The following is a 24,969-nucleotide window of genomic DNA, read 5'->3' as shown; positions in this document are numbered from 1 at the left end:
CACAAGACGCGTCGTCTTGGCTAGCGCCACCTGACATTCGCAACGTGCAACGGGGGCGCACTGGCAGCCTGTGCGCGTCCAGGCCTTCTGCGGGTGCTTTTCGCAAACCCAACCCTGTCCCTCGCACACGCGGCAATTCGGATTGATCATTGCTGCCCTAGAAAAGCATTGAGGGGTATTTGCGCCTCGTACTGGCGAGCTTTTTCCAGAAGAACGTCTCGCAGCTGCCCCTTCGGCAGAAGCTCTGCCTGCGCGCGCGCTTCGCGAGCTGCCTCAGCGAGTCTCTCGCTCAAGGTCTTCTCCTGCCGAACTCTTCGTCGTACTTGGCTCATTTCGGCCTTAACGCAGTCGGCGTCTTCGGGTTCCTTCAGGGGAGGACGGCTCCGGGCCTGATCTCCTCGGCCTGGATTGGTGAGCCGAGTCGATAGTCTTACCCGCCTTGATCGCTGAACCACAGGAGCGGGTGATCGGAGCGTGGAGCGCCGCGACCGGGCCCCCGCGACCCGCAGCGTCCGTTGTCCACACCCACGATACGCAGTACCGGCTTGAGGATCCGACCTACCAGCCATCGATAATTTGCCAACGCGCCTCCGCGTCGCTTTGATCGCGGCATGAGCACCAAATCACGCGAAGTCATCTGGAGCGGCCGCATGATGGGCGCGGAAATCTCCGCCAAGCACGCCCGTGAAGAGGCGAAAAAGGCCGTGCGTGAGGCCGACCGGGCCGAAGCTGAAGCCTGGTCGGTCCGCATGGAAGGTTACGGCGGTCCCGCGCAGCCGTCGCCGACGGTGGCGCAATGTCTCAACGGCGGCCTGGGCTGGCTCGAGGTCGAGTGCGTCAGATGCAAGACGCGCGCGAGCCTGCCGCTCGACGCGATCCGTCGTCCGCGCGACACGCCGATCTGGAAGCTGGAGGCCTCGCTGAAGTGCCGGTCATGCCGGAAGGGACGGTCCGCGCCGCCCGTTCACATGATCAAGCTGACCGCAACGCGGAGCATCACGCCCTACAAATGGGTGCACCCGACCGAGGAGCGTTAGCACCGCGACCGCAACGCCATGCTGAACCATCGCCGGCCGCCGTGAGCGGTACCATTGTGTGTTCGGAAGGAACATTTGCCGAATGCGAAGCGTTTGGACCAATCCCTCCCTTGAGTTCGATCATGCAAATGACATCCGGCGAAGATCCCCGCAGCCTCGAACTGCTGATCAACGCGATTGTCGATTATGCCATCTTCATGCTCGACATCGGCGGTGTGGTCAGGACCTGGAACAAGGGAGCCGAGCGCCTCAAGGGGTATGCCGCCGAGGAGATCATCGGCAAACATTTTTCGACTTTTTATACCCCGGAAGACCGGGACAAGGGTTTGCCCGAGCGAGTGCTGGCAACAACCGCCGAGACTGGCCGCTTCGCGTCAGAAGGCTGGCGTGTCAGGAAAGATGGCACCCGGTTCTGGGCGCTCGTCGTTCTCGACGCCATTCGCGACGAGGAGGGCGCCCTGATCGGATTTGCGAAGGTCACGCGCGACATCACTGAACGACAGCAGGCTCATATCGATCTCCTGGAGAGCGAAAGACGATATCGCCGCCTTGTTGAAGCTGTGGTCGACTACGCCATTTTTCAGCTCGATCCCTCCGGGCGGGTCGCGACGTGGAATCCCGGAGCCGAGCGCATCAAAGGCTATCGGCCGGAAGAGATCATCGGCCGGCATTTCAGCACGTTCTACACGCCCGAAGATCTTGAAAAAGAAGTGCCGAAAAAGGCCCTGGCGGAGGCCGCCGAAAACGGACGGTTCGAAGCCGAGGGATGGCGCATGCGCAAGGACGGAACGCGCTTCTGGGCCTCCGTCGTCATCGACCGGATTACCGACGAGAGCGGTGCGATCGTCGGTTTTGCGAAAGTCACGCGTGATCTCACCGAGCGCAAGCAGGCCCAGGACGAACTTCAGCGGGTCCAGGAACAGCTTGTCGCGTCCCAAAAGCTGGAGGCCGTCGGACAGCTCAGCGGCGGCATCGCCCACGACTTCAACAATCTGCTGATGATCGTCCTGGGAAACCTCGAGAACGCCGAACGCAACAGCCGCAACATCGGAGGGCCCAACCTCCACCGCGCGCTGGCGAACGCGAAGCGTGGGGCTCAACGCGCCGCGGCGCTGACAAGCCGGTTGCTCGCTTTCTCGCGCCGCCAGGCTCTCGATCCCAAGCCGATCAACCTCAACGGCTTCCTGAGCGGCCTGCAGGAGTTCCTGCAACGCACGCTGGGCGAACGTATCGAGGTGCAGACAGTCGGCGGCGCCGGCCTTTGGCAGATCGAAGCGGACGTGAACCATCTGGAATCGACCATCGTCAATCTGGCGATCAACGCCCGCGACGCCATGCCGAACGGCGGAAAGCTGACCATCGAGGCGGCGAACGTCTCCGCTGACGAAGACTATTCGCGTGTCAACCCGGAGCTCGCGGCAGGCCAGTATACCGTGATCAGCGTGAGTGACACGGGCTCGGGCATGACCCCGGAGGTTCTAAATCATGCATTCGAGCCCTTCTTCACGACGAAGGAGCCGGGGCAGGGAACCGGACTCGGTCTCAGTCAGGTTTATGGCTTCGTCAAACAGTCCGGCGGACACGTGAAGATCTACAGCGAGGTGGGGGAAGGGACCAGCATCAAGATGTATTTCCCCCGCTACTTCGGCCATATGCAGCCAGCGCCGGACGAAACCGACGAGTTCATGGCGGAAGGCACCAGCGTCGAGACCATTCTCGTGGTTGAAGACGATGCCGATCTCAGGGGCTACGTTTCGGATGTGCTGCGAGACCTCAACTATCGGGTTTTATCTGCCGCAAGTGCTCAGGCCGCTTTGACCATCCTGTTGCAGGAGGATCAGCAGGTTGACCTCGTTCTGACCGATGTGGTCATGCCCGGCATGAACGGCCGCGAGATGGGAAGGCGAGCGCAGCAGATCAGGCCGCATCTCAACATTCTCTACATGACCGGTTACTCGCGCAACGCCGTCGTTCACCAGGGACGGCTCGATAAGGGCGTCGATCTCCTGGAAAAGCCGGTCACTCAGGCCAAGCTGGCGCTGAAGGTGCGCGAGATGCTGGATCGACGAAATCCGGGTGAATGACGCAACGCCCGCGTGCGGGAGCACGATGATCGCTACAAGAAGAGATCGTGCGCGTGTGCGTGATGAAGGGCGGCTTGCTCCGCGCCTGGAGGGCCAATCAGGTCGGAGGCCTGGACGGGCGGCAGAACGTCGTTACCGGCTGTGTGCGGACCATGGTCAACGAAATCCGGTGCGTGACTACCATGGACATCAGAAACATCTGAAGCTCCGGAAGCCGCATTTTCATTCTTGAAATGAAAGGAATCTCCAAGCTCCGGCGCGGCTGTCTTGTGGGCCTGACGGGAGTTATCGATCGTTGGGTCGTCGGCTCCAGCGTGCTGGCTCAAACTCGCGTGCGGGTTTCCAGGGGCATCTTGAGACGCCTGGTGCGACTCGCGGTGAGATTGGTCGGAATTCGTGCCGCCCGCCGGCTTCGCCTCATCATCGGCATGCTGCCCGGCACCGGCTGGACGGCCTTGCGAACCGTGTAAATCAGGCTGCGTTTGCCCAGGATTGGAGCCGCCTCCCGTCGTGTCGTGCTTGGAATGCTGCGTGGCAGTAACCGGGCCGTCTTTCGATTCGTTCAAATCACGCTGCGATTGTCCGTGAGTGGAATCGTCGTCCGCTAAGTCCTGCTTTGCGTCCTCCTTGCCGTCCTGCTTGGCGTCCTGCTTGGCGGCTTCGCCGCCGTCCTCACCCTGCGAACCCTGTTGCGATTGAGCGGGATTGGACTCGTCTGCCACGCTCGCTTGCATTCCGTCATGTTCGGTATTTCCAAGCACGCCGGTCGCGGCCACCTGCTCGAAACCGCCGTGATCGATCGGTGCGTCGATGAATCCGGATCCGACATGCGGATTGCCGTTGCCGCCCGCGCCATCGTCGCGCGCATCTGCGCCGATGATCCGAGGGGTGTCGTCATTTCTGACAAGGGTATCGTTCAGGGGGGCCACGAAAGCAAATGCTTGATGGTCTGTTTCAGGATGCCACCAGGCGAGGTTGTTGGGGCTGTCGAGATTTGCAGCGACGCTGCCAAGCGAACTGACGGGAGAATGGGGGGTTGCCAGTTCGCCCGTACCGCTTCCCGTCGCTGATGCAAGAACGGTCAGGCTATCGTCAACGTTGGACGCATGCACGACGCTGTTGAGCAGGTCGGAAATCCAGACCGCGGCCGCCGTCATCATGAAACTACCGAAACTGCTCAAGGCAGGTCGTGCAGAGCTGGCCGACGGCAGTGTGATCGTGCTGAAGGCACTATCGACACTGGATTGGATGGCTTTGCTGGCCCGCGCCGGCGTCTCAGCGATGGAATTCTCGATGCGGCCGCCCTTGAATAGGGATCTGGCCGTCTTGTCCGAAGCGGACGTCGTCGTTTTGGGGCTGATTTTGAGGGTGATGACGCCGGCGCTGCCGTCCGGGGTCATCATCGTGAACGTATCGGTGGGCTCGTGGCCGAATGCGGCTGCGTTGGCCGGCTGAACGTCGTCCAGCGCGGCGTAAAGCAAAGCCGCAAGCGCGCCGATTCCGCCGTAAAGCCGCGACAGTGCGAACACTGCCATCTCGGCGCGGGTTCTGATCTCGAGCTGTGCCGAGATGTGATCGAGCCGCGCCTTGATGATTTCCGGGGAGACGTTGAGCTGGCGTGCGATCTGCTTGTTCGACATGCCGTAAGCGACCAGGCGCATGATCTTGCGCTCCTGGTTCGTCAGCGCCGCCGCTCCATTTTCATATTCGCCCAACGCACCATTTTTCTTCCGGCCGGCAGTCGTCCGAACGGGCGTGGGTGCCACCAGCCGCAGCGATTGCACCAAGGTTTCGGGCTCCTCGCGCATCGAAATCGCGCAGCAAGAACCCGCTGCGATGGCGGCGGCGAGGTCGCCATGGGCAACGGATGCGGTGTAGAAGACCAGCCGTGTCGGAATATGTTCGGCCTTGACGATCGCGAGCAAGTCAGAGGCCGTCACGTCAGAAAATCCGTCCTCGACGAGCACCAGATCCGGCGTCAAGGTCCGAACTGCCTTGAGGCAACCGGCTCCATCGAGACACGACGCGACGATCGCGAAGTCGCGCTCTGCCGCAAACAGCGAGTCAAAGCCCTGCAGAACGATCGGGCGCCGATCTGCGATCACCAAACGGATGGGAGCCATGTGCGCTTTCATCGCCTGCAGCTCAATGAACGCGTTTTGAAGTTCAGCGGCGCGCCACTTTCAAGAACAGCGCGGCAACGTATGATATCCCTCGGGGTTCCTGAGGAAAAGCCCCCACCTTCGGGAAGGTGCCACGAGAGCGCGCCCCGACGCCGGGATCACGGACATCCTGGCCGTTGATTTGCCCTCTTTTGGCTGGAGCCGGGTTGACAGCCCGGTCATCAGGGCCTTTATTCATGCTACGGGGAATTGCGATCTCCCCGCGAGGCGACATGCCAAAGAATCGCGTCCTGTTCACCAAGGGCGCCGCATGTCATCATATACCTCTATCTCACCCGACAAACTTTCCCGCCTGATCGGCACGGCAAACGCGCCGACGCTCATCGATGTCCGCGTCGACGAGGATTTCGCGGCCGATCCGCGCTTGATACCCGGCGCGGTCAGACGCTCCCATCTCGATATTCAGGACTGGAGCTCGCGCTTGACGGGGCAGTCCGTGGTCGTCGTCTGCCAAAAGGGGCAGAAGCTCAGCGAAGGAACGGCCGCGTGGCTCCGCTATGGCAAGGTGGCGGCGGAAGTCCTGGAAGGCGGCCATCTCGCCTGGACGGAAGCGAAGCTTCCAACAGTTCCGACGGACAAAATCCCGAAGCGTGACGGTCGGGGCCGCACGGTCTGGGTCACACGGGCGCGGCCCAAGATCGACCGCATTGCCTGTCCCTGGCTGATCCGGCGCTTCGTCGATCCGGCCGCCGTCTTCCTGTACGTGGCATCCGCGGAAGTCGAGGCCACGGCCGAGCGCTTCAACGCCACACCGTTCGACATCGAGAACGTGTTCTGGAGCCATCGCGGCGAACGCTGCACCTTCGACGTGATGGTGCAGGAGTTCGGTCTGTCGACGCCGCCGATGGAACGGCTCGCGGAGATGGTGCGGGCCGCGGACACGGCGCGGCCCGATCTCTCTCCGGAAGCTCCAGGCCTGCTTGCCGCTTCGCTGGGCTTGTCGCGCATGTTCGACGACGACCTCGAACAGCTGAATGCAGGCATGCTGCTCTACGACGCGTTCTATCGCTGGTGCCGCGATGCCACCAGCGAGACGCACAATTGGCCGACCAACAAGGTCAAGCGATGACGGATATGGCTGTTCGTTTTCGCTGCAGCGTGCCGCCGTCGCCCGGGGCGCGGCGACACTGACGGAACCGGGCGGGAGCAACACCGGGAGAGCAACCATGCCGAAGCAGATCGTCTCGTTTGCAGCTCTGCTGCTGGTTGGCGCCTGTGTCGCCATCGTCGGCGCAGATGGCCAGATCAGCCGGGATATGTTCACGCCATTCGTTTCGACCGCCCGTGCGGCGGATGGCGTCGACTGGCCAAAAATCGACGAGACGCTCGGCCGCAAGCCGGTCGTCTCCGACGATGTCCACCGCTACGGCTTTCCCCGCACGGACCTCTCCGTGACTTTGGACGGTGTGACGATCAAGCCGGCGCTGGCGCTCGGCGGCTGGGTGGCTTTCAAGCCCGCTCACGGCGGCGCCATGGTGATGGGCGACCTCGTGCTGCTGGAGAGCGAGATCAACCCGGTGATGGCAAAGATGATCGCGAGCGGGCTCGAGATCACCGCTGTTCACAATCATCTGCTGCGCGCGAGCCCGGCAACCTTCTACATGCACATCGCCGGACATGGCGACCCCGTCAAGCTGGCCTCGGCGATCCACGATGCGCTCGCCGAAAGCAAAACCCCGCTCACCGTCGCAGCCCCGACGAGCCCGCCGCCATTTGTCGATCTCGACACCGCGAAGCTCGACCAGATCATCGGCGTCAAAGGTCAGGCGAATGGAGGCGTGTACCAGTTCAACGTGAAGCGGCGCGACCCGATCACGCAAGAGGGGATGCCGCTGACGCCCGTCGGTCCGATGGGCGTTGCTATCGGCATCAATTTTCAGCCGACCGGCGGCGGCAAGGCCGCGATCACCGGCGACTTCGTTCTGACGGGCGACGAGGTCAACCCGGTGATCCTGGCGTTGCGGACACACGGCATCGAGGTGACCGCACTCCATAGCCACATGCTGGACGAGCAGCCGCGCCTGTTCTTCATGCATTTCTGGGCGAACGACGACGCGGTCAAGCTCGCCGAAGGCTTGCGGGCGGCGCTCGACAAGACGGCCAGCACCAGGAGTTGAGGCAAAGGTCGGCGGCCGTAGGCTGCATATTACGGTAACGGGGACAAGTGATGACGACGACAGCGACTGACATCGAGCGTGGAAATATGGGCGAGTTGGTCCGCTATTTCCTGCGGCTGGGCTTTCTCGGGTTCGGCGGACCTGTCGCGTTGGTCGGCCAGATGGAACGTGAGCTCGTCGACGGCAAGAAGTGGCTCACCAAGGAGCAGATGCGCGAGACCATCGCCATTTGCCAGTCGCTGCCGGGGCCGCTCGCCATTCAAGTCGGCATCTTGATCGCCTATCTGCGCGGCGGATTCTGGGGGGCATGGGCCGGTGGTTGGGCCTTCATCCTGCCCAACTTCGTCATCGTCGCTGCACTCGGCGCGCTCTATGTCCACCTCGGAGATCTCAAGGCCGTCACCGGAATCTTCTATGGTGTCAGCCCCGCCGTGATCGCCTTGATCCTGCATTCCTGCTATCGGCTCGCCAAGCTCGGCATGGAAGACTGGCTGCAATGGGCGATCGCCGCGGTCTGTCTCGCCGTGACCGTGATCCTGAAGGCTGAGGTCGCATTTCTGTTCATCGGGGCAGGGATCGTCGGGATTATCTATTACGGACACATCAAGCGCGCGCCGGTCGCTCTCCAGCTTGCGGTGATCCCGGCGGCTGCACCCGCGGCGATGCCGGCTGCGACGGGCTCGACGCTCGGCAAGCTGCTGCTGTTCTTCCTCAAGGCGGGCTCGCTGACCTTCGGCAGCGGTCTCGTGATCGTGCCGTTCCTCGAACAGGGGCTGGTGCAGCAATATGGCTGGCTCAACGAGCGCGAATTCCTGGTGGCCGTCGCGATCGGCATGATGAGCCCCGGGCCGGTCGTGATCACGGCGACCTTCGTCGGCTATCTGGTCGCGGGCTTCTGGGGCTCGCTCGTGTCCACCGTCGGCATCTTTCTTCCGTCTTTTCTGCTCGTCCTGATCGTGGCGCCCTTGCTGGCGCGGCATCGCAAGAATCCGAACGTGCAGGGTTTCGTGAAGGGCGCCTACGCTGCCGCGATCGGAACCATCCTGGGGGCGAGCTTCCTGCTCGGCAAGATCGCGATCGGCGACTGGCTGACCGCGCTGATCGGCATCGTGTCGCTCGCCGTGCTGTTCCGCTGGAAGATCAGCAATCCATTGTTGATCGCCGCCACGGCGGTCATTGGGCTGATCGCCTATCCGATTCTTCAGCCGGCCTGGGTGCTGACCGGCCTCAAATGAGGACGATGCGCACGGTGAAATGGCTCACGGTTTGGGGATGTGCAGCCTCCCCATGAGATGGACCTCGATCCAAGTGCTGGTCACCTCGCCTGGGGAGAGCGAGCTATGGACGGATCCGTCTTTAGCGTTTTTGCGCTTGCCGCCCTTGTGGGCGGCTTCGTCAGCGGCTTTTCCGGTTTCGCGATGGGATTGGTCGTATCCGGTGTCTGGCTGCACGTCATCACGCCGATGCAGACTGCGTCTCTGATCGCAGGTTACGGCCTGCTCACGCAGGGCTATGGCATCTTCAAGCTGCGCAGGTCACTGGACTTGCGCAAGGCTTGGCCCCTTGCGCTCGGGACTGTCATTGGAATTCCCATCGGAGTGGGCATTCTCTCCTATCTGAACCCGTCCTACCTGCGGTTTGGCGTCGGTGTCTTGCTCATCGTCTACGCGATCTATGGTCTGGTCCGACCGGTGTTCGCCCCGATGAAGATCGGCACGGCCGCGGATATTGCGATCGGCATCGCGAACGGGCTGCTTGGCGGCTTGACCGGGCTCGGCGGCATCATCTCGACGATCTCCTGCCAATGGCGCGGCTGGCCCAAGGATCTGCAGCGAGCTGTGTTCCAACCCGTGTTGTTCGTTTCGTTCGTCGTCATTTCGATCTCTCAAGCTGCCGCCGGAAGCATCACGAAGGAGACGCTGGCGCTCTATGCCTTGGGTGTGCCTTTCATGGTTGCCGGCCTGTGGTCCGGTTTCCGGCTGTTCGGGAAGATCAATGACGAGACCTTCCGCAAGACGGTGCTGGCGCTGCTGCTGCTCGCCGGAGTGTCGTTGATCGCATCGACGCTTTCTTCTCTTCGCTAACTGTCAATGCGCGGAGAGGAGCAGGCACCGCCCCCGCACGGCAGGTGCGGCGCCTGATCGACGGAATGGCCTGAGATCACCGACTGTCGCGCCAATCAGAGAACGAAGACTTCCGCGCCTCCGCAATCATCGTTCTCGTCACACCAATGTCTGCGAGGAACCGGTCGTCGAGATCGAGAAGCTCGTTGTATTGGCGTCGCCGTTCTAGTCCGTTCAAAATCGCGAGCGGGATCTTCCAGAGCCAGCTCGGATTTGGAGAAGGGCGGTGGGTTGCGAGGGATGTGTCGGCCGGGCCGACGGCGCTATTGCAAGACATGTTTCACCTCCGTCGTGGAGCGAAACAACGCTTGGCTCGAAAGCTCGTCGGGCGGTTGTATGTGGCCCGAAGCCCGAAATTATCATGCGTCACCTTCGCCTACAAGCGATCCCGCTGTGCCGATTGCGACCACCTCGGCGCCGACCAGCAGCGGCTTCGCGGACGCGAGCCGCGGCCCGTGACTCGAGATGGAACGTTTCGGATTCGAGCGACTTCGTCCGTTCCTTCAGCCCGTCGCGCTCGAGCGCCACGCGCTGGTGCTGGTTTATCCGACCTTCACGATTCCGTTCTGTTCCTGGCTGCTGATGGGATTCTTCAAGGCACTGCCGGTCGAGATCGAGGAGGCCGCAATCGCCGACGGCTGCAGCTTGTTCGGCGCCTTCATCAAGAAGGCGGCCCCGCTGTCGGTACCGGCGATCCTCACGGTGGTGATCTTCACGTTCACCCTGCGTGGCTGTTGCCTACAACCTGCTCCTCGATCGCTTCATCGCCGGCATCACCGGCGGCGCCGTCAAGTAGCTGCAAGCGTTAAGACGCACACCGCGGTTGTTCCAGATTTAACCTTCTGCAGCGACATCAAGCTTAACCCGCGTCTTCGATTGCACCGGGATCACGAAAGGCTAACCTCTCCGCACCGGACATTGCCCTTGGTCCGGGTCCAACGTGGCGAAGCCGTTGCGCCAATATACTCGGCGCGGCGGCTTCGTTTGATGTAGGGCTTTTGCGCGAGCTTGATTTGAAAAAGCAGACGGATCACGAAACGCTCGATCTCATCGAGATGCGTCGGCAGCTCACAGCACTGCGTTCGCGATACTCGGACAATCTTCCAATTGTGTCGCTGTTGAACCGCTTCCTTGTGAAGGTCGCATTTCTGACCGAGCCAACAGATCTCGCGCACGAGCAGTATCTCCGATCGGAATTCGAAAGAACATTGACGAGGGTCCGAGAGATTTGTGCCCGGACAAAACCCGACTGAGCCACTACTGCCCAGGACTTGTCCCCGGTACCGATGTCTCCCTTAACTGCCGCCTATGAGCGCAGCTTAGCACTTAAATGGCAGCCGCCCGGTCTGCCGTTGTTCGCGAGTATCGGCGATCACGCACTGATCGCCGAGAACGACAATGGCACAGCGGCGAGAGGTTGAGGTTTCAAAAATCATACTCGTCAAATGTCGGGACTAGCGCTGAGACCATGGCCATGTCGGTGGCCGCGGCTTGCTCGCCTGCGGTCGCGCCGCTGCTGGCATTGGCTTGTGTGCCTGGGCGACATTGGTCGGCCGCGGACGCGGCACTGGGGTTTCGGGCACTGCCTTTGACTGTTCGGGACTGCCCTTCGGCTCCTCAGGGCTCACCTTTGGCTCCTCAGGGCTGACCTTTGGCTCTTCAGGGCTCACCTTTGGCTGTTCAGGGCTCACCTTTGGCTCTGAAGTGATGGCGATGACGCGCGCCAGCTGTCTCTGGCTTTCGTTGAGCCGCTCGGTAACCGCTTCGCTTTCGCGCTCCGCCTGTGTTTGATTAGCCTTGATCTGCTCGACGATAATGTTGTTGCGTGCGATTTGTGCCTGGCTCGCCTTGAGCTCGCTCGCGACATTTTCATTGTCGCGGACCAATTGTCCTTGCCTCATCTCGAGCTGTGCGACCGCTTGCCTCAAGGCGGCGAGATCGTGCTCTATCGGTTGGAGCTGCTGCGCCAGGTCGGGCGCCGGTGCGATCGGGGGCTGCGTGGCCTGTGTCAAAGGTGCCGGGTCTGAGCGGGCGATGGTTTCGGTATGAGCTGAGGACGACCACCATGCGGCGACACCGACGGATGCTGCCAACAGAGAACCGACGCAAGCCAGATAGCGCCAATCGGCCAATTCCTGAATCATTTGCCGAGGGCTAAACGTCCTCATGCTGGTCGGCGGCCCCGAAGGATTGACCCCGGCTTCGCGCGTCAGATTCGAAAGTTGCTCCTCCAAGCTCGCAAACATCCCTTCCGGGAGTTTCTCGTCCAGCGTAGAATCCATTGGATGCTCCGTATCAAACGCGCGGTACGACGATCTGACATTGAACGAAACGCAGAGATTTTTTGCAGCCGACGTCCCTTCGCAGGGATGAATCATGCGACCTGCTGCACGTCACACCCTCGTTTTTTTGAGGGCGCGCCCCTGAACTATTCCTGCTGTTTAACCCAGCCGACGAGGCAGAACTATGTTCTCGCCGGGAGAGGTACGAAATAACCGGGAACGGCCCGAGGCGAAGCCGAAGCTGGTCATCACCTCCGGACGCTTCCCCCACCGATGCGGAAGGCGAGTTTGGCGCGCCTGCTGGCGCGTCGTCCTTGAGGCGTCTGCGTCAATCCCTCTCTGTTCGCGCGGCCTGCAAATTACGGCCGGAAGGCTTGGTGTCCAGGCGGAGACCGCCCCTATCAGGCTCACCCGGCAATGGATCGAGGCGGCTTGTTCCAAGACGTCGTATCCGCTCAAGCGCTCACACCTGCTCCATCAGGCGGGCCAGATCGGGTCGTATTCATCGAGAAGACCTCCTCAAGTTCAAGGCGCATGGTGCCGTGGCATTCGCACGCCGCCGCTACGAGCTTTGATCGGTCGATCTCTATGTGGCCCCGCCGCTCGGATCTGATCGCTCCGGCGGCGCGCAGATTGCGCATCAGTAACGTCACCGTCGTCCGCCGCACACCGAGTATTTGCGACAGCGCTTCCTGGGTGAGCGGGAGGACATCGCCGTCCATGCGATCGCGAATGTGGAGAAGCCAGCGGGCCATCCGCGCCTGCGCCGGATGCAGAGCATTGCAGGCTCCGCTGCGTTGAAGCTGCACCAGCATTGCCCTGACGTGAATCTGGATCGCGCACCGGATCGCGGAGCTCTGGCTAAATGCGGCGTGAAATCGCGGTGCCGGGATTCGCGAGGCGAGACCTGCCGCACGGACGATCGCGGTGAGCCCCGAAGGTGCCGGTCCGAACACGGATAGAGTACCTATTGCTCCCTCCCGCCCAACTACGGCGGTAGCTGCCGTCTGGCCGTCCGCAAAGCCGACCATCAACGAGATGGCACCGCTATGTGGGAATAGGACATGGTCGACTGGGTCACCCTCTCGCGAGATCACTGCGTCCTGATCGAGCGCAATCGTCTCCAGCGCGGGCGCCAGCAAATCGAAGTCAGCCGGCGGCAGCGTTGCCAAAAGGCGGTTACCGATTGTGCCGACGCGCGTCACTTCGAGTGGCCCGCCGCGTTGTATCCGTCTTCTTCATTTCGCGTGTTGCGGACCGGCGGCGGCCTTAGCATGCGATTAGCTTCGCGAGGCAAACGATGATCCAGTTCGCTGACAAGTGCTCTCAATTGAAACGATAATCTGCTGCAAGACGACGTTCTCCGTTCGGGGCAGAGTTAGATGCAAGCGCTGCGGAGCGTACAAGTGCAAAATGGGTATGGGTAACACCGTATGGTTTGACGCGACGGCGTATGAAATTCCCGGATAGGGTTCGTTCAAACCCGATGTGAAAGGGGAAACGAAACCGAAGCAATGTGGTTGGACCGTCGGTTGGAACATTGAGCACACGCGTGCAAAAACATCGCAGCGACGAGCAGGGCAAGTTCCATACCTGCCCCGCGCCTGCCTTGATGATCCAGCTCCGTTATCCGGAACGGCGAAATTGGACTGAGATGAAGTTGATACGATGGGGTCGTGATACCGCGCCGCGCACGGGCGGGCCGCCTGTCACCAACGTGAGCAATGCGTCGACGCCTTACTGGCGCGGCTGGCTGAAGCCTGAGAGCCGCTGTCCGCAGATGATCGAAGGAGGGCGCGCCGGTCGTGCAAGGCGCCCGCGCTTTTCGTTTAGGGATCGAGTGAGCTGACGTAAGCCGCGAGGGCGATCATGTCGTCCTGCGACAGCTTCTCGACGGTTTGCTTCATCGGGGCGCTGGCGGCTCCGGATCGACCGCCGTGCTGGAATTCGTAGAGCTGGCGCATGATGTAGGTCGGCGATCTCCCTGCGATCGCCGGGATGGCGCCGCTGCCCTTCAAGTCTGGTCCGTGACAGAGACCGCACGCGGCAGTCGATCCCGATCCGCCAGTCTTCGCCAGCGTCTCTCCCTTCGCCAGGCTCCCGACCGGGACGTAAGCCGTGAATGTCGCTCGCGAGTCGGGAAGCTCGAACTGATCGACATTGTCGGGCATCTCGACGATGCGCTGGCCGAGCGGTTCGAGTCCGCCTTCCGGGCTCCTGACGTAAAACAGGCGCGAGGGTCCCGTTTTCGGTATCGTCTCCGTTTCGACGACCTTGATGATTGGTTTGCGTTTCAGCGCGGCGAAATATTCCGCCGCCGAGCGAATGTCGGCATCGGTCATGCTCTTGACCGAGGCCAACATGAATTGGGTGGACGGCCTCTGAGGGCCGGACATCGTTCTGGCTCCGCTTTTGAAGTCGGCAATCTGCGCGACAAGATATTCCACTGCCAGACCGGCGAGGCTTGCATTTCGGGGCCGCCAGTGCCCTCGACGCGATGGCATGATCCGCAAGCGCGAATGTCAGGTTTGCGTCCGTTCGCGACAATGTCCGGCATCGCCGGATGGGTATCAGGATGCCAGTCGGGCGCCACGAACAGATCGCGCGCCTGCTTCCAGCTGAACGCGGCGTTGCTGCCTGGAAGGGCGTTGAGCGTGTCGGTGGGCGTGGGCACCTGGACGCTCGGGTCCCACAGGAAGGCCCACGCTGGAAGTCCATCGGACCCCAGGGCGGCGGACGAGCCGACGCCACCTTGTGCGAAACCGCTGCCGTTGGGCGCAATCGCGACTGCCAGTGAGGTCCATGCCCACAACGAAATTCGATTCAGGAAGATCAAGACCATCTCCCAAGAGAGTGCCGATGCGAAAATCGAGGAGTTTCAGTGACCAGCGCCTTGTTGCCTGTCGGATGGTGCTCGCCGAAGCCTGCTCGTTCGTCGTCGGACAAAAAGCACGAGCTTCTTCAGGCTTTCGCTGAAGATCGCGAACAACATCATGAGCCACGTGGCAAGCGCAGCACACCACAGCAACGTCTCTACCGTCTCCGGCATGAACTCCTCCAAAAATGACTTTTCAAATACGCAGAAGATTGCCGAGCAAAATGCCGATCACAATGACGCTGATGAAAATTCTCAAGGCCGCCGCAACCCGGCTGGCCCCGGTCCCATTTCCCGGAAGCTTAGGAGGCCGATGCGATCTGCGCAATGTTTTCCACGGCGAGCAAGGCAGCAGCCAACATAGGGCAAGTTCTCGGACCCATTTCGAAGGTGCGTTCAAGGCCTTCGAGCAACCCCGTACAGCCGCCCTTGATAGTTCGGAAGCCCTCGTGATCTCATCACGGCAGCATCCATGCGGGCCCAAAAAAAACCGCGACGGATTTTCCGCGCGGGTCCGATGAGCTCTCGATCATGCCATCATGCCGGTGTTTTGCCCGACGTGTCAAAGCATTGGAAGCGGTCTTCTGCCGCCGCCGGGGGGCTGCCGATCGGACCTTCGAATTGACTGGTAGCTTCAACACCCCGCTACTGTGCATGGGGTTGTTTTCGGCTTTTGCTTTGAGAGCGTCTCGACGCCCGCGCTTCAGCGCCGGCCGCGCGGTGCTTCGGCCTTCGCCGGCGCTTCGGTCTGCGGCGCGCAAGTGGCAGCGGCGAGCGTTGCCTGGGCCTGCGGCATCAGGCCGGGCTCGGCGGCGAGCGCCTTCATCAGGATCAGGCCTGTCGTCGTCGGGGAATCGATGATCAGGCGGTCGGCCGCGGTGACCTCTTCGTCCTCGGGCAGCTCGTTGTGCTGCGCTTCCGTCATCAGGTCGAGCTCGATCACCTTCTTGCCGGCCGAGCGGTCGTTGATCGCGTAATAGGCGATCTCGTTGCGGGTGTAGAACGACACCGACGTATAGGCCTGACTCACCGGCACGGTGAGCTTGATCGGCCCGCCCGAAAGATCGTAGCGGCAGATCGCGAGCGCAAAGGCCGGATCCATGAACGGCATCGGCGAGGTCTGCGGATCGGCGAGCGGCAGCTGCGTGACGCCATTGAGCTTGGTCATCGGCGTCAGCCGCGAATAGGCGTCTTGCGTCGCGATCCGCGGCAGGGCCAGCACGCTGACGAGATGGACCACGAGGCCCAGCACCACGCCGGCGAGGATGGTGAAGGCGAGGCGGATCATGAGCAGCCCACCGTCGCGATGGCAGGCATCGGTGCGTCGCGCTTGGTGCGGGTCGCGACACCGACCGGGGTGTCGTAGAGGCGGAACATCAGCGCGTAGCGTTCGATGCCGCCGGTCGGCAGCCAGTTGCCGGCGCGCGAGCGCGCGGCGATGTGGATCTCGAACGAGCCGTCGGACTGGCGCACGATCTCCTGGCTGGTGAAGCCGTAGCGCTGCAGCGAGTTGGCGACGAGATGGCCTTTGCGGTCGTAGAGCGTCAGCGTCCAGAACCGCGCCGGCGGCGTCACGCCTGACACGACGACGTCGCAGCGGCCGTCGAGCGCCTTCTTCTTGTCATCCGTGGTTGCGGTGAAGGCGACGCCGTCACCGGTGCCGATCGGCAGCTCGCCGTTGCGCACGATGGTGGCGCGCGAATAGGGATCGACGTCGGCGGTGCCGGTGCGGGGGCGGGCGGTCCAGGCGCCGATGGTCAGCGCGCCGATCTCGGTGCCGCGCGTCGTCGTCATCCAGGTAGCGCCAACGCCGACCACGGTCGCGAGCAGGAGAGCCGTCAATATGATCAGGATCAGCCGCACGGGATCAGATCAGTTCTTGCGCGGGGTGGATGAATCCGCGTTCTCCTCCGCCGCATAATTCTGCGGGAAGGCGAGCGCGCTCGTCGACGACGCCGGCTTGACCGGGCCGCTGTCATCGGCTGCCGATTTGGTCGCGGTCTTGGCGGCGTCGTCGAGCATCTTCTCGACCCGCACCAGGACGTCGGCGCCGCGCTTGGTCAGCACCGGCGGCGGGCCGGGCTTGGTCTCCAGCACCTTCGGTGCCGCATTGGCCTGGGCGTTGGCAACCTGCTCGCGCGGCAGCTTCTGGCCCATGCCGACACCGGGAATTTCTCTGATCTCGACGCCCTGATGCGCCGCGACCATGATGTCGTGCCAGGTCTGCGCCGGCAGCGAGCCGCCGGTCATGCGGTTGGTCGGCGAATAGTCGTCATTGCCGTACCAGACCGCACAGGTGAAGTTACCGGTGTAGCCGACGAACCAGGCGTCACGATACGCATTCGTCGTGCCCGTCTTGCCCGCGGTCGGAATGCCGTCGAGGGCGGCGCGGCGCGCGGTGCCTTCGCTGACCACGTGGCTCATCATGCCGGCCATGTCGGCGGCGATATTAGGCGGAATCGCCTGCTTCGGCTTTGGGCCGTCGCGGTCCCAGCGCCAGACCAGATCGCCTGCGCCGGTCCGTACTTCGAGGATTGCATGCGGCGTCACCGCCTTGCCGCGGTTCGGGAAGGTCGCATAGGCCACCGCATGCTCGAGCACGGTGACCTCGTCCGAACCGATCGGCAGCGACGGCGTGTCGGGCAGCGGCGCCTTGAGGCCGAAGCGGCGCGCGACCTCGACGATCTTGGCCCGGCCGATCTTGGCCGGGTTCGGCGCCTTGGGTTGTTCCTTCTGGCCGATCGCGATCGACAGCTTCACCGGCACGACGTTGATCGAGCGCGTGATCGCCTGCGTCAGCGTCACCGCACCGGAATAGGAATGGCCATAGTTCTGCGGGCACCAATTGCCGATGCACACAGGTCCGTCGACCACGACCGAGTTCGGCGTGAAGCCGTTGAGGAGCGCCGTGGTGTAGACGTAAGGCTTGAACGACGAACCGGGCTGGCGATAAGCGTCGACCGCGCGGTTGAACTGGCTGGCGCCGTAGTCGCGGCCACCGACCATGGCGCGGATGCCGCCGTCGAGATCGGACACGACGGTCGCGGCCTGCGTCGCGTGATAGTCGCGGCCGAACTGGCGCAGCTGGTTCTCGATCGCGTCTTCCGCCGCCTTCTGCACGTTGGTGTCGATCGCCAGCCGAACCACGAACACGCGCTCGGTGTAGGACTTCGGGAAGGTGTCGACGAGCTTGCGCATCTCGTCGAAGGCGTAGTCGAGGTAATAGTTCGGCGAGGCCTCGTCGCGGCGGTCGACCGCGAAGGCGGGGTTGCGGCGGGCGCCGAACACCTGGCCCTCGGTCATGAAGCCGGCATCGACGAGATTGTCGAGCACGACGTTGGCGCGGGCGCGCGCGGCGGGCAGGTTGATGTGGGGGGCGTATTTGGTCGGCGCCTTGAACAGGCCGGCGAGCATCGCGGCCTCGGCCAGCGTCACGTCGCGCGCCGATTTGTTGAAGTAGAAATGCGCGGCGCCGTCGACGCCGAAGGTGCCGCCGCCCATATAGGCGCGGTCGAGATAAAGCTTGAGGATCTCGTTCTTGGTCAGGCGCCATTCCAGCCAGACCGCCAGAAAGGCCTCGTTGATCTTGCGCTCGATGGTGCGCTCGTTGCTGAGAAACAGGTTCTTGGCGAGCTGCTGGGTGATCGAGGAGCCGCCCTGGCGGACGCCGCCGGCCTGGGCGTTGGTGACGAGCGCGCGCGCGGTGCCGGCGACGTCGATGCCGAAATGCTCATAGAAGCGGCGGTCTTCGGTCGCGAGCGTCGCCTTGATCAGGACATCAGGAAAATCTTCCAGCGGGATCGAGTCGTTATGCTTGATGCCGCGGCTGCCGATCGGGTTGCCGTAGCGGTCGAGGAAGGTCACGGCGAGATCGGACTTCTTCAGCCAGTCCTCGTCCGCCGTCTCGCGGAAGGCGGGGATGGCGAGAATGAGCATGAGCACCATGCCGCCGAGGCCGATGGTCGCCGCTTCCGACAGCGGCTCGATGAAGACCCAGCGCTTCCACCGCCCGACATAGAAGCGGTCCATGAAGGTCGAGTAGCGCTCGTAGAGCTCGCGGATGCCCTTGGCCGAGGAAAACAGCGAGGAGTCGATACGCGCATCGAGGTCCAGGAAGAAGTTCCTGATGCGACTCTTCCAATTGGATGGTGTGTTCTGGACCACCTAGAACCCTTGAGGCTCGCTGTGAAAGCGTTCAAGCACCCGGCCGGGCGGCATCGAGACGTCTTGCGGGATTGTTGCGGCAAACCCAAGGCGCCCGTTTCGCGTCCGAGGGGACTTGCTGTTGTTCTAGCCGAGCAGGGCTTATAAACCAATGGTCAGGCTCGCAATTTTGAACAACAGGCTCAATTGAACCCCGGTTCACTACGGGCCTTCCGGGGACGTTCCTTGCAGCCTGACGGCTCGGCGCCCTAGATAGCCCGACCGTAGCTCTTTCGAACCGTAATAGGCGCATGACCGCAGCTCCCAAACGACCTTCAGACCAGGATGGATTCTTCTGGAAAACCAAGAAGATGGAGGACATGTCGACGGCCGAATGGGAAAGCCTGTGCGACGGCTGCGGCCGCTGCTGCCTGAACAAGCTCGAAGACGAGGATACCGGGGAGATCTATTTCACCGATGTCAGCTGCAAGATGCTCGATTCCTGCACGTCCGGCTGCAAGGACTACGCGAATCGCTTCGACCATGTTCCCGACTGCGTTGTCATGACGCCGGCGAGCGTCCGGGACCTGAAATGGCTCCCGCCGAGCTGCGGCTACAAGCTGGTCGCGGAAGGGCGCGATCTCTATTGGTGGCACCCGCTGATCTCGGGCGATCCCAATACCGTGCACGAGGCCGGCGTCTCCGTGCGCGGCCGGGTCGCCGGCACCGAGGTCGAGATCCCGGACGACAAGCTGGAGCACTATCTGGTGCAATGGCCAGGGCAGGTGCCGAAACGGGCACGCCTGAAGCGACGCCCCAAGGACTGATGCGTCCGCTCTCCCAGATCAATTGTTCGGGATGACCGCGGTGCGGGAGGCACCCATGCGCCGTGGTGGCTGCCCGAGAACAACTTTGCTGTCTAGATTGGCGTCATAGGACGAATCCTTCGCGGCTTTGCGCCGCAACACGCTCGATCTGACACGCCCCGAGATGAACCAGTTCACACGGCAGAGCAGCCAGTCTGCCGACATCCAGACATTGCCCGACGATATCGCGGAGGAACTGACCCGCCTTCCGGGGGAGGTCACGAGCATCCGCAGTTCGCCGCCAGCTACGCTGTCATCGGATGAAGTCCGCACCATCGTCATCAGCCTGATGCTGACGATGTTCCTGGCTGCCCTCGACCAGACCATCGTCGCCACGGCGCTGCCGACCATCGGGCGCCAGTTCCAGGACGTCTCGAACCTGTCCTGGGTCATCACCGCCTATCTGCTCGCCTCGACCGCCGTCGCGCCGGTGTTCGGGACGCTGAGCGACATCTACGGCCGTAAGGCCATGATCATCGTCTCCTTGAGCCTGTTCATCGCCGGCTCGATCCTGTGCGCGATCGCGCCGAGCATGCCGATGCTTATTCTTGCACGCGGTCTGCAGGGACTGGGTGGCGGCGGCATCATGCCTGTCGTGCAGACGGTGATCTCCGACGTCGTGAGCCCACGCGAGCGCGGTCAGTATCAAGCCTATTTCTCCAGTGTCTGGATGGTCGGCGGCATCCTCGGCCCCGTCATCGGCGGCGTGTTCGCCGAGCATTTGCACTGGTCGATGATCTTCTGGATCAATTTGCCGCTTGCAGCCGCAGCGCTCGCGTTGTTGCTGCCGAAGATGAAGAAGATCCCGGTGTTCCACCGCAAGCGCAAGGTCGACTGGCTCGGCGGCGTGCTGCTGATGGCTTCTGCCGTGGTCTTCATGCTGGTGTTGACCTGGGGGGGCACGCGCTATCCCTGGCTCTCGCCGACCGTGCTGTCGATGGTGGGCGGCGCAATCGCGCTCGCGCTCACCTTCGTCTGGCATGAGCGCCGCGCCGACGAGCCGTTCCTGCCCCTGCCGCTGCTCTCGGGATCGGTCGCGCCGTTCGCGCTGACTGCCGGCGGCTGCGGCCTCGGCGCCATCACCGGCCTCACCGTGCAGCTGCCGCTCTATTACGAGTCGGTCTATCACCTCAGCGCCAGCGAGGCGGGGCTTGCGCTGATTCCGCTCGCCGCGGTCTCGACCTGCGGTGCGGCGATCGCGGGCCGCACCATGGCGCGCGCCAAGCACTACAAGCGCGTCGCCATTATCGGCACCTCGTGGGCTGCGATCTGCGCCCTCGGCCTGACCGTCACCACGCTGCCGCTGTGGGGATTGCTGACGCTGATGGCCGCGTTCGCGCTCGGCCTCGGCACGACCTTCCCGGTCTGCGTGGTCTCGCTGCAGAATTCGGTGGCCCGTCCGCAGGTCGGTACCATCAGCGGCGCGATGAACTTCTTCCGCTCGCTGATGTCCTCGTTCACGGTCGCAGCGTTCGCCGCAATCCTGCTGATTGCGCTCGGCGCCGACATTCCGCTGGCCGGCGAGCATCGCGCCGCTGGCAGCATCCCTGCGATCCCCACTGAAGACATGCGCCACGCCTTCCGTTACGTCTTCGCGGCCGCGACCGCGCTGATGACGACGGCCTCGCTCTGTCTGATCATGATGGAGGAGCGGCCGCTGGCCGGTCCCACCACGACGCATGCCGTCGAGATGGCGGAGTAGGCGGCGCTAGCCGCCCCGGTCGGAGTAGGCGTTTGCGTCGGCATTGCCCGCGGCGCCTTTCCGCCCCTCCGCTGCAAGACGGCTCTTCAGCCGCGCCAGCGCCTCAGCGGACCAGTCATGGATATCGGTGACAGCGACCCAGGCATCGACGTAGTGCTCGGGTGCATAGACATGGCCATAGCCCATCGGTGTGCCGTTCGCGACCGCCATGTCGAGCGCGAGCTGCAGCATCGTCACGATCGGATACCATCGCAATTCCGGCGACACGTCGGGCCCGCGCGGCGTCGACATCCAGGCCGGCGCCTGGAACGCGTCGCGGTAGTCAAAGAACGTGATCGCGTCGCTGGCATATTGCAGATAGACCACGCGCATCGGCCCCCAGGGCGCATCTGCGGGCACTATCGGCCCATTCTGGTTCATGAAGCGGACCAAGCGGCCGTCGCGAAACTCCGGCAGCCACGCCAGCGAGCCCGGATTGCGGTTCGCAACGATCGAGCGCCAGATGCGGCTCGCGAACGGCGCCCCGCTCCAAAGCGCGCCTGCAATGGGATCGCCGATGGTCTCGAACAGCTCTGCGGATTTTTCCGAGTTGAGGGCGCCGAGGCTCAGCCCATGCAAATAAAGCTTCGGCCGCCTCTCTCGGGGTAGCGTGGTCCAGTAGCCGTAGATCTCTGCAAACAAGGCGCGCGCCGCTTCCGCGCCGTATTCGGGCTGAAACAGCAGTGACAATGGGCTGTTGAGATAGGAGTACTGGACTGCGACGCTCGCGACATCTCCATGATGGAGATATTCCACCGAATCCATCGCGGCCGGATCGATCCAGCCGGTGCCGGTCGGCGTGACGACGATGAGGATGGAGCGCTCAAAACCGTGCTGCCGCTTGAGCTCGTCGAGCGCAAGCCGCGCGCGCGCCTGCGCCGTGTCGGCCCCGGCGAGGCCGACATAGACGCGGACAGGCGCCTGCGCAGTCTGTCCGGTCACGGCGCTAATCTCGGCTCGGGTCGGGCCGGAGGCAATGAACCGGCGATCCATGCGCCCGAGCTCCGTCCACTTCACCAGCGATGCCGCGCTACCCGTCTTCCCGGGGCTGGTCGGTTGCGGCCGCTCGGGCTCGAACAAGCCGTCGAATTCGCGAAAGGACGAATCGAGCGCGCGAAACGCCGTGCTGATCAGGAGATTGTTGGCGATCGACCAGAACAGCAGGCCTGCCATCACGACGCCGAGGACATTGGCGACCTTTCGCGGAATGATGCGCTTCGCGCCGACGGCGAGGAACCGCGAGACGCGCACGAACAGCCGGCCCAGCGCCAGCAGCACCACGAATGTGATCAGGGCGACGGCAGAGATCTTGAGCGGGTGGGCGGTCTCGACCGGTGGCATCTTCATGACGGCGCGGATGGAGTTCTGCCATCCGGCGGCGCGCCAGAGGCAGACGATGACGACGATCAGGCAGCCGGCTGCGACCAGCGCATTCGCTCCGGATCGCAGCTGCGCCGAGGGCTCGGGCAGTTCGAGATAGTGCCACAACCAGCGCCAGAGATTTCCGGCGAGGTAGCCGATCGCAAAACAAGCGCCGGCGAGGGCGCCTTGCGTGAGATAGCTCCGCGGGATCAGGGTCGGCGTCAGCGCGGCGGCGAAGAACAGGGCGCCGAGCATGAGCCCGACGCCGGACAGCGACTGTATTTGCCGCCGGACCAGTCGCGCCGGCTTCTGGAAGGCTCCTGGCGGCAACGCTATCCCCTGCTGTTGTCTGAAAACCCACTTTTTCGCGGCAGCAGAATCGTAAACTCCGTGAACACGCCGGGCTCCGTCGCGACGTCGATGGTGCCGCCATGCTGCTTCACCACGATGTCGTGGCTCATCGACAGCCCGAGACCGGTGCCTTGGCCGGCCGGTTTGGTGGTGAAGAACGGATTGAACATCTTCGCCTTCACCGCATCGGGAATGCCGGTACCGTTGTCGCGGATACGGATCTCGATGCGGTCGCCGCGGTCGCGCGTCGTGGCGGTCACGACCGGCTCGAAAGCGCCGGCATCGCTTTCCGCCCGGCGTTTTGCCACTGCGTAAAACCCGTTCGAGACCAGGTTCAGCAACACCCGCGTGATCTCCTGCGGGAACACTTCGGCGAAGCCCGCCGCCGGATCGAGTTCGCGCTTCACCGTGACGTCGAAATGCGGCTGCTCGGCGCGGGCACCGTGATAGGCAAGGTCGAGGCTCTCCTCGACCAGCGCGTTGATGTCGGCCGCCCGGTGTTCGCCACTGCCTTCGCGCGAATGCAGCAGCATGTTCTTGACGATGGAATCGGCGCGCTTGCCGTGCTGCACGACCTTTTGCAAATTGTCCTTCAGCAGCCCCGTCAACTCGTCGACATCGTTGCGGACATCGTCGCCGAGCGGAACGGGCGCAAGCACCTCGTTCAGCTCGTCGGTGAGCTCAGTCGAAAGCGCGGCGAAATTGTTGACGAAGTTGAGCGGGTTCTTGATCTCATGCGCGATGCCGGCGGTGAGCTGGCCGAGCGAGGCCAGCTTCTCGGTCTGGACCAGCCGGTCCTGTGCCGCGCGCAGATCGTCAAGCGATCTGGCGAGCTCCTGCGTGCGGGCCTGCACTTCGTCGAAGAGGCGCACATTCTCGATCGCGATGACGGCCTGGTCGGCGAAGCTGGTCACGAGCTCGATCTGCTTTTCGCTGAACGGCCGGATTGCGCGACGTGCGAGAACAATTGCACCTACCGTGCTGCCTTCGCGCAGCAAGGGCACACCGAGGAAGCTACGCGGATTGCCGCTCAATTCCTGGCCTTCGAAGAAGTAATCGGGGTCTTCGAGCACGTCGGTGACATGGACCACCTTGTCGCCGAGCAAAGTCCGCCCCGTGATGGTGCGCCTGTCTGGCCTGACCGGGAGATCTCTTACATATTCGACGAATTTGGCCGGGAAACCGTAGGAGCCCGCCCGGAAATAGCTACTGCCGGACTTGCGGGTAATCGCCGCCATATCGGCTTCGCATAGTCGCGCCGCCGATTCGACCAGCGTATCGAGCACCGCCTGCAGGTCGAACGCCGAGCGGCTGATGACCTTGAGCACCTCGGCAGTCGCCGTTTGCTGTTGCAGCGACTCGGTCAAATTTTCGGTGCGCTGACGCAATTCGCCGAGCAGTCGCGCGTTCTCGATGGCGATCACGGCTTGCGCCGCGAACTGGTTCAGCAAGGTGATCTGCTTCCGGGAGAAGGGCCGGTTCTCCTGCCGGAAGATCATGACGTTGCCGACGACGCGCTCGTCCTGGAGCAACGGCACCGCGAGCAGACTGCGCGCGCCGCCGAGATCGACCAACGCCCGGCGGTTCGGCTCTCGCTGCGATAGACGTCCGATTCCAGAAGGTCGATAATTTCGACGAACGGTTCGCCCCTCAAGAGGCGCGCCGGTGCGGTGGCCGGACCATAATTGAGAGGCGCCTTGCGCCGGAATTCTTCGTAGGCGGGAGGCAAGCCGTAAGTGGCGGCTGTGTGGAATTGCGTGCCGTCATAGGTATTGAGCACGCCGAAACTGGCGCCGCAGAGCTGC

21 protein-coding genes are annotated in these 24,969 nt (G+C 63.0%); 10 read left to right on the top strand and 11 right to left on the bottom strand.

Translation table 11 applies throughout. The features are described 5' to 3' along the window. Positions 1-146: 146 nt before the first annotated feature. Complete coding sequence (locus BM222_RS02950; protein WP_244546989.1) at positions 147-293, bottom strand: hypothetical protein; 147 nt, start codon at positions 291-293, stop codon at positions 147-149. A 318-nt stretch (positions 294-611) separates the two neighbouring features. On the opposite strand from BM222_RS02950, the gene BM222_RS02945 reads away from it, so the two are divergent. Continuing rightward, a complete protein-coding gene (locus tag BM222_RS02945) occupies positions 612-1,037 on the top strand; it encodes a hypothetical protein (protein ID WP_092226753.1) in 426 nt (141 codons plus the stop codon). A 122-nt stretch (positions 1,038-1,159) separates the two neighbouring features. After that, on the top strand, positions 1,160-3,121 hold the full coding sequence (locus BM222_RS02940) for a hybrid sensor histidine kinase/response regulator (protein WP_177242979.1): 1,962 nt from the start codon (positions 1,160-1,162) through the stop codon (positions 3,119-3,121). A gap of 32 nt (positions 3,122-3,153) precedes the next feature. Here BM222_RS02940 and BM222_RS02935 read toward each other — a convergent pair whose 3' ends face one another. Then, positions 3,154-5,244: a LuxR C-terminal-related transcriptional regulator gene (locus tag BM222_RS02935; RefSeq protein WP_177242966.1), complete on the bottom strand. Its 2,091-nt coding sequence runs from the start codon at positions 5,242-5,244 to the stop codon at positions 3,154-3,156. Positions 5,245-5,554: 310 nt separating this feature from the next. On the opposite strand from BM222_RS02935, the gene BM222_RS02930 reads away from it, so the two are divergent. The 4 genes from BM222_RS02930 to BM222_RS02915 all read left to right on the top strand — a co-directional run bounded on the left by BM222_RS02930 (position 5,555) and on the right by BM222_RS02915 (position 9,505). Continuing rightward, positions 5,555-6,373 carry a chromate resistance protein ChrB domain-containing protein gene (locus BM222_RS02930; protein WP_092226750.1) on the top strand — a complete coding sequence of 273 codons (819 nt, stop codon included), beginning with the start codon at positions 5,555-5,557 and terminating at the stop codon, positions 6,371-6,373. Positions 6,374-6,560: 187 nt separating this feature from the next. Beyond that, positions 6,561-7,421 carry a DUF1259 domain-containing protein gene (locus BM222_RS02925; RefSeq protein WP_244546997.1) on the top strand — a complete coding sequence of 287 codons (861 nt, stop codon included), beginning with the start codon at positions 6,561-6,563 and terminating at the stop codon, positions 7,419-7,421. Between the two features lie 50 nt (positions 7,422-7,471). Beyond that, positions 7,472-8,656, top strand: coding sequence for a chromate efflux transporter (gene chrA / locus BM222_RS02920; protein WP_092226748.1), 1,185 nt, complete (start codon positions 7,472-7,474; stop codon positions 8,654-8,656). A gap of 105 nt (positions 8,657-8,761) precedes the next feature. Next, on the top strand, positions 8,762-9,505 hold the full coding sequence (locus BM222_RS02915) for a sulfite exporter TauE/SafE family protein (protein WP_092226747.1): 744 nt from the start codon (positions 8,762-8,764) through the stop codon (positions 9,503-9,505). Between the two features lie 76 nt (positions 9,506-9,581). Here BM222_RS02915 and BM222_RS02910 read toward each other — a convergent pair whose 3' ends face one another. Continuing rightward, the gene (locus BM222_RS02910) at positions 9,582-9,821 is read right to left on the bottom strand and encodes a DUF1127 domain-containing protein (protein ID WP_092226746.1); all 240 of its coding nucleotides are present in this window, start codon (positions 9,819-9,821) and stop codon (positions 9,582-9,584) included. A gap of 188 nt (positions 9,822-10,009) precedes the next feature. Here BM222_RS02910 and BM222_RS41675 point away from each other — a divergent pair, with 188 nt between their 5' ends. Next, on the top strand, positions 10,010-10,537 hold the full coding sequence (locus BM222_RS41675) for an ABC transporter permease subunit (protein ID WP_210188485.1): 528 nt from the start codon (positions 10,010-10,012) through the stop codon (positions 10,535-10,537). A gap of 461 nt (positions 10,538-10,998) precedes the next feature. Here BM222_RS41675 and BM222_RS02895 read toward each other — a convergent pair whose 3' ends face one another. Both BM222_RS02895 and BM222_RS43210 read right to left on the bottom strand, forming a co-directional pair. Then, positions 10,999-11,826, bottom strand: a complete 828-nt coding sequence (locus BM222_RS02895) for a hypothetical protein (protein WP_092226745.1) — start codon at positions 11,824-11,826, stop codon at positions 10,999-11,001. 455 nt (positions 11,827-12,281) lie between these two features. Next, on the bottom strand, positions 12,282-12,923 hold the full coding sequence (locus BM222_RS43210; protein WP_502690863.1) for a Crp/Fnr family transcriptional regulator: 642 nt from the start codon (positions 12,921-12,923) through the stop codon (positions 12,282-12,284). Here BM222_RS43210 and BM222_RS41860 point away from each other — a divergent pair. Next, positions 12,891-13,130, top strand: coding sequence for a hypothetical protein (locus BM222_RS41860; protein ID WP_244546999.1), 240 nt, complete (start codon positions 12,891-12,893; stop codon positions 13,128-13,130). The genes BM222_RS43210 and BM222_RS41860 overlap by 33 nt on opposite strands. Positions 13,131-13,655: 525 nt before the next feature. On the opposite strand, the gene BM222_RS41850 is transcribed toward BM222_RS41860, so the two are convergent. The 4 genes from BM222_RS41850 to BM222_RS02865 all read right to left on the bottom strand — a co-directional run bounded on the left by BM222_RS41850 (position 13,656) and on the right by BM222_RS02865 (position 18,865). Further along, positions 13,656-14,222: a c-type cytochrome gene (locus tag BM222_RS41850; RefSeq protein WP_244546988.1), complete on the bottom strand. Its 567-nt coding sequence runs from the start codon at positions 14,220-14,222 to the stop codon at positions 13,656-13,658. A 1,182-nt stretch (positions 14,223-15,404) separates the two neighbouring features. Next, complete coding sequence (locus BM222_RS02875) at positions 15,405-15,989, bottom strand: DUF1254 domain-containing protein (RefSeq protein WP_092226742.1); 585 nt, start codon at positions 15,987-15,989, stop codon at positions 15,405-15,407. Further along, complete coding sequence (locus BM222_RS02870) at positions 15,986-16,564, bottom strand: DUF1214 domain-containing protein (RefSeq protein WP_092226741.1); 579 nt, start codon at positions 16,562-16,564, stop codon at positions 15,986-15,988. The genes BM222_RS02875 and BM222_RS02870 overlap by 4 nt, the downstream gene beginning before the upstream one ends. Before the next feature lie 9 nt (positions 16,565-16,573). After that, positions 16,574-18,865, bottom strand: coding sequence for a transglycosylase domain-containing protein (locus BM222_RS02865; RefSeq protein ID WP_092226740.1), 2,292 nt, complete (start codon positions 18,863-18,865; stop codon positions 16,574-16,576). 290 nt (positions 18,866-19,155) lie between these two features. Here BM222_RS02865 and BM222_RS02860 point away from each other — a divergent pair, with 290 nt between their 5' ends. Beyond that, positions 19,156-19,671: a YcgN family cysteine cluster protein gene (locus tag BM222_RS02860; RefSeq protein WP_092226739.1), complete on the top strand. Its 516-nt coding sequence runs from the start codon at positions 19,156-19,158 to the stop codon at positions 19,669-19,671. Between the two features lie 163 nt (positions 19,672-19,834). Continuing rightward, positions 19,835-21,412 (top strand): MDR family MFS transporter, encoded by a 1,578-nt coding sequence (locus BM222_RS02855; protein WP_092226833.1) that lies wholly within the window; start codon positions 19,835-19,837, stop codon positions 21,410-21,412. 6 nt (positions 21,413-21,418) lie between these two features. Here BM222_RS02855 and BM222_RS02850 read toward each other — a convergent pair whose 3' ends face one another. Beyond that, a complete protein-coding gene (locus BM222_RS02850; RefSeq protein ID WP_092226832.1) occupies positions 21,419-23,068 on the bottom strand; it encodes an alpha/beta hydrolase in 1,650 nt (549 codons plus the stop codon). 77 nt (positions 23,069-23,145) lie between these two features. Continuing rightward, positions 23,146-24,873 (bottom strand): GAF domain-containing protein, encoded by a 1,728-nt coding sequence (locus tag BM222_RS41845; RefSeq protein WP_244546995.1) that lies wholly within the window; start codon positions 24,871-24,873, stop codon positions 23,146-23,148. Between the last annotated feature and the right edge of the window lie 96 nt (positions 24,874-24,969).

Origin of the sequence: Bradyrhizobium sp. Gha, assembly GCF_900113735.1 — a bacterium.
GTDB lineage: Bacteria > Pseudomonadota > Alphaproteobacteria > Rhizobiales > Xanthobacteraceae > Bradyrhizobium.
Note: the sequence above shows the minus strand (reverse complement) of the source record. Positions and strands in the feature narration are given on the sequence as shown.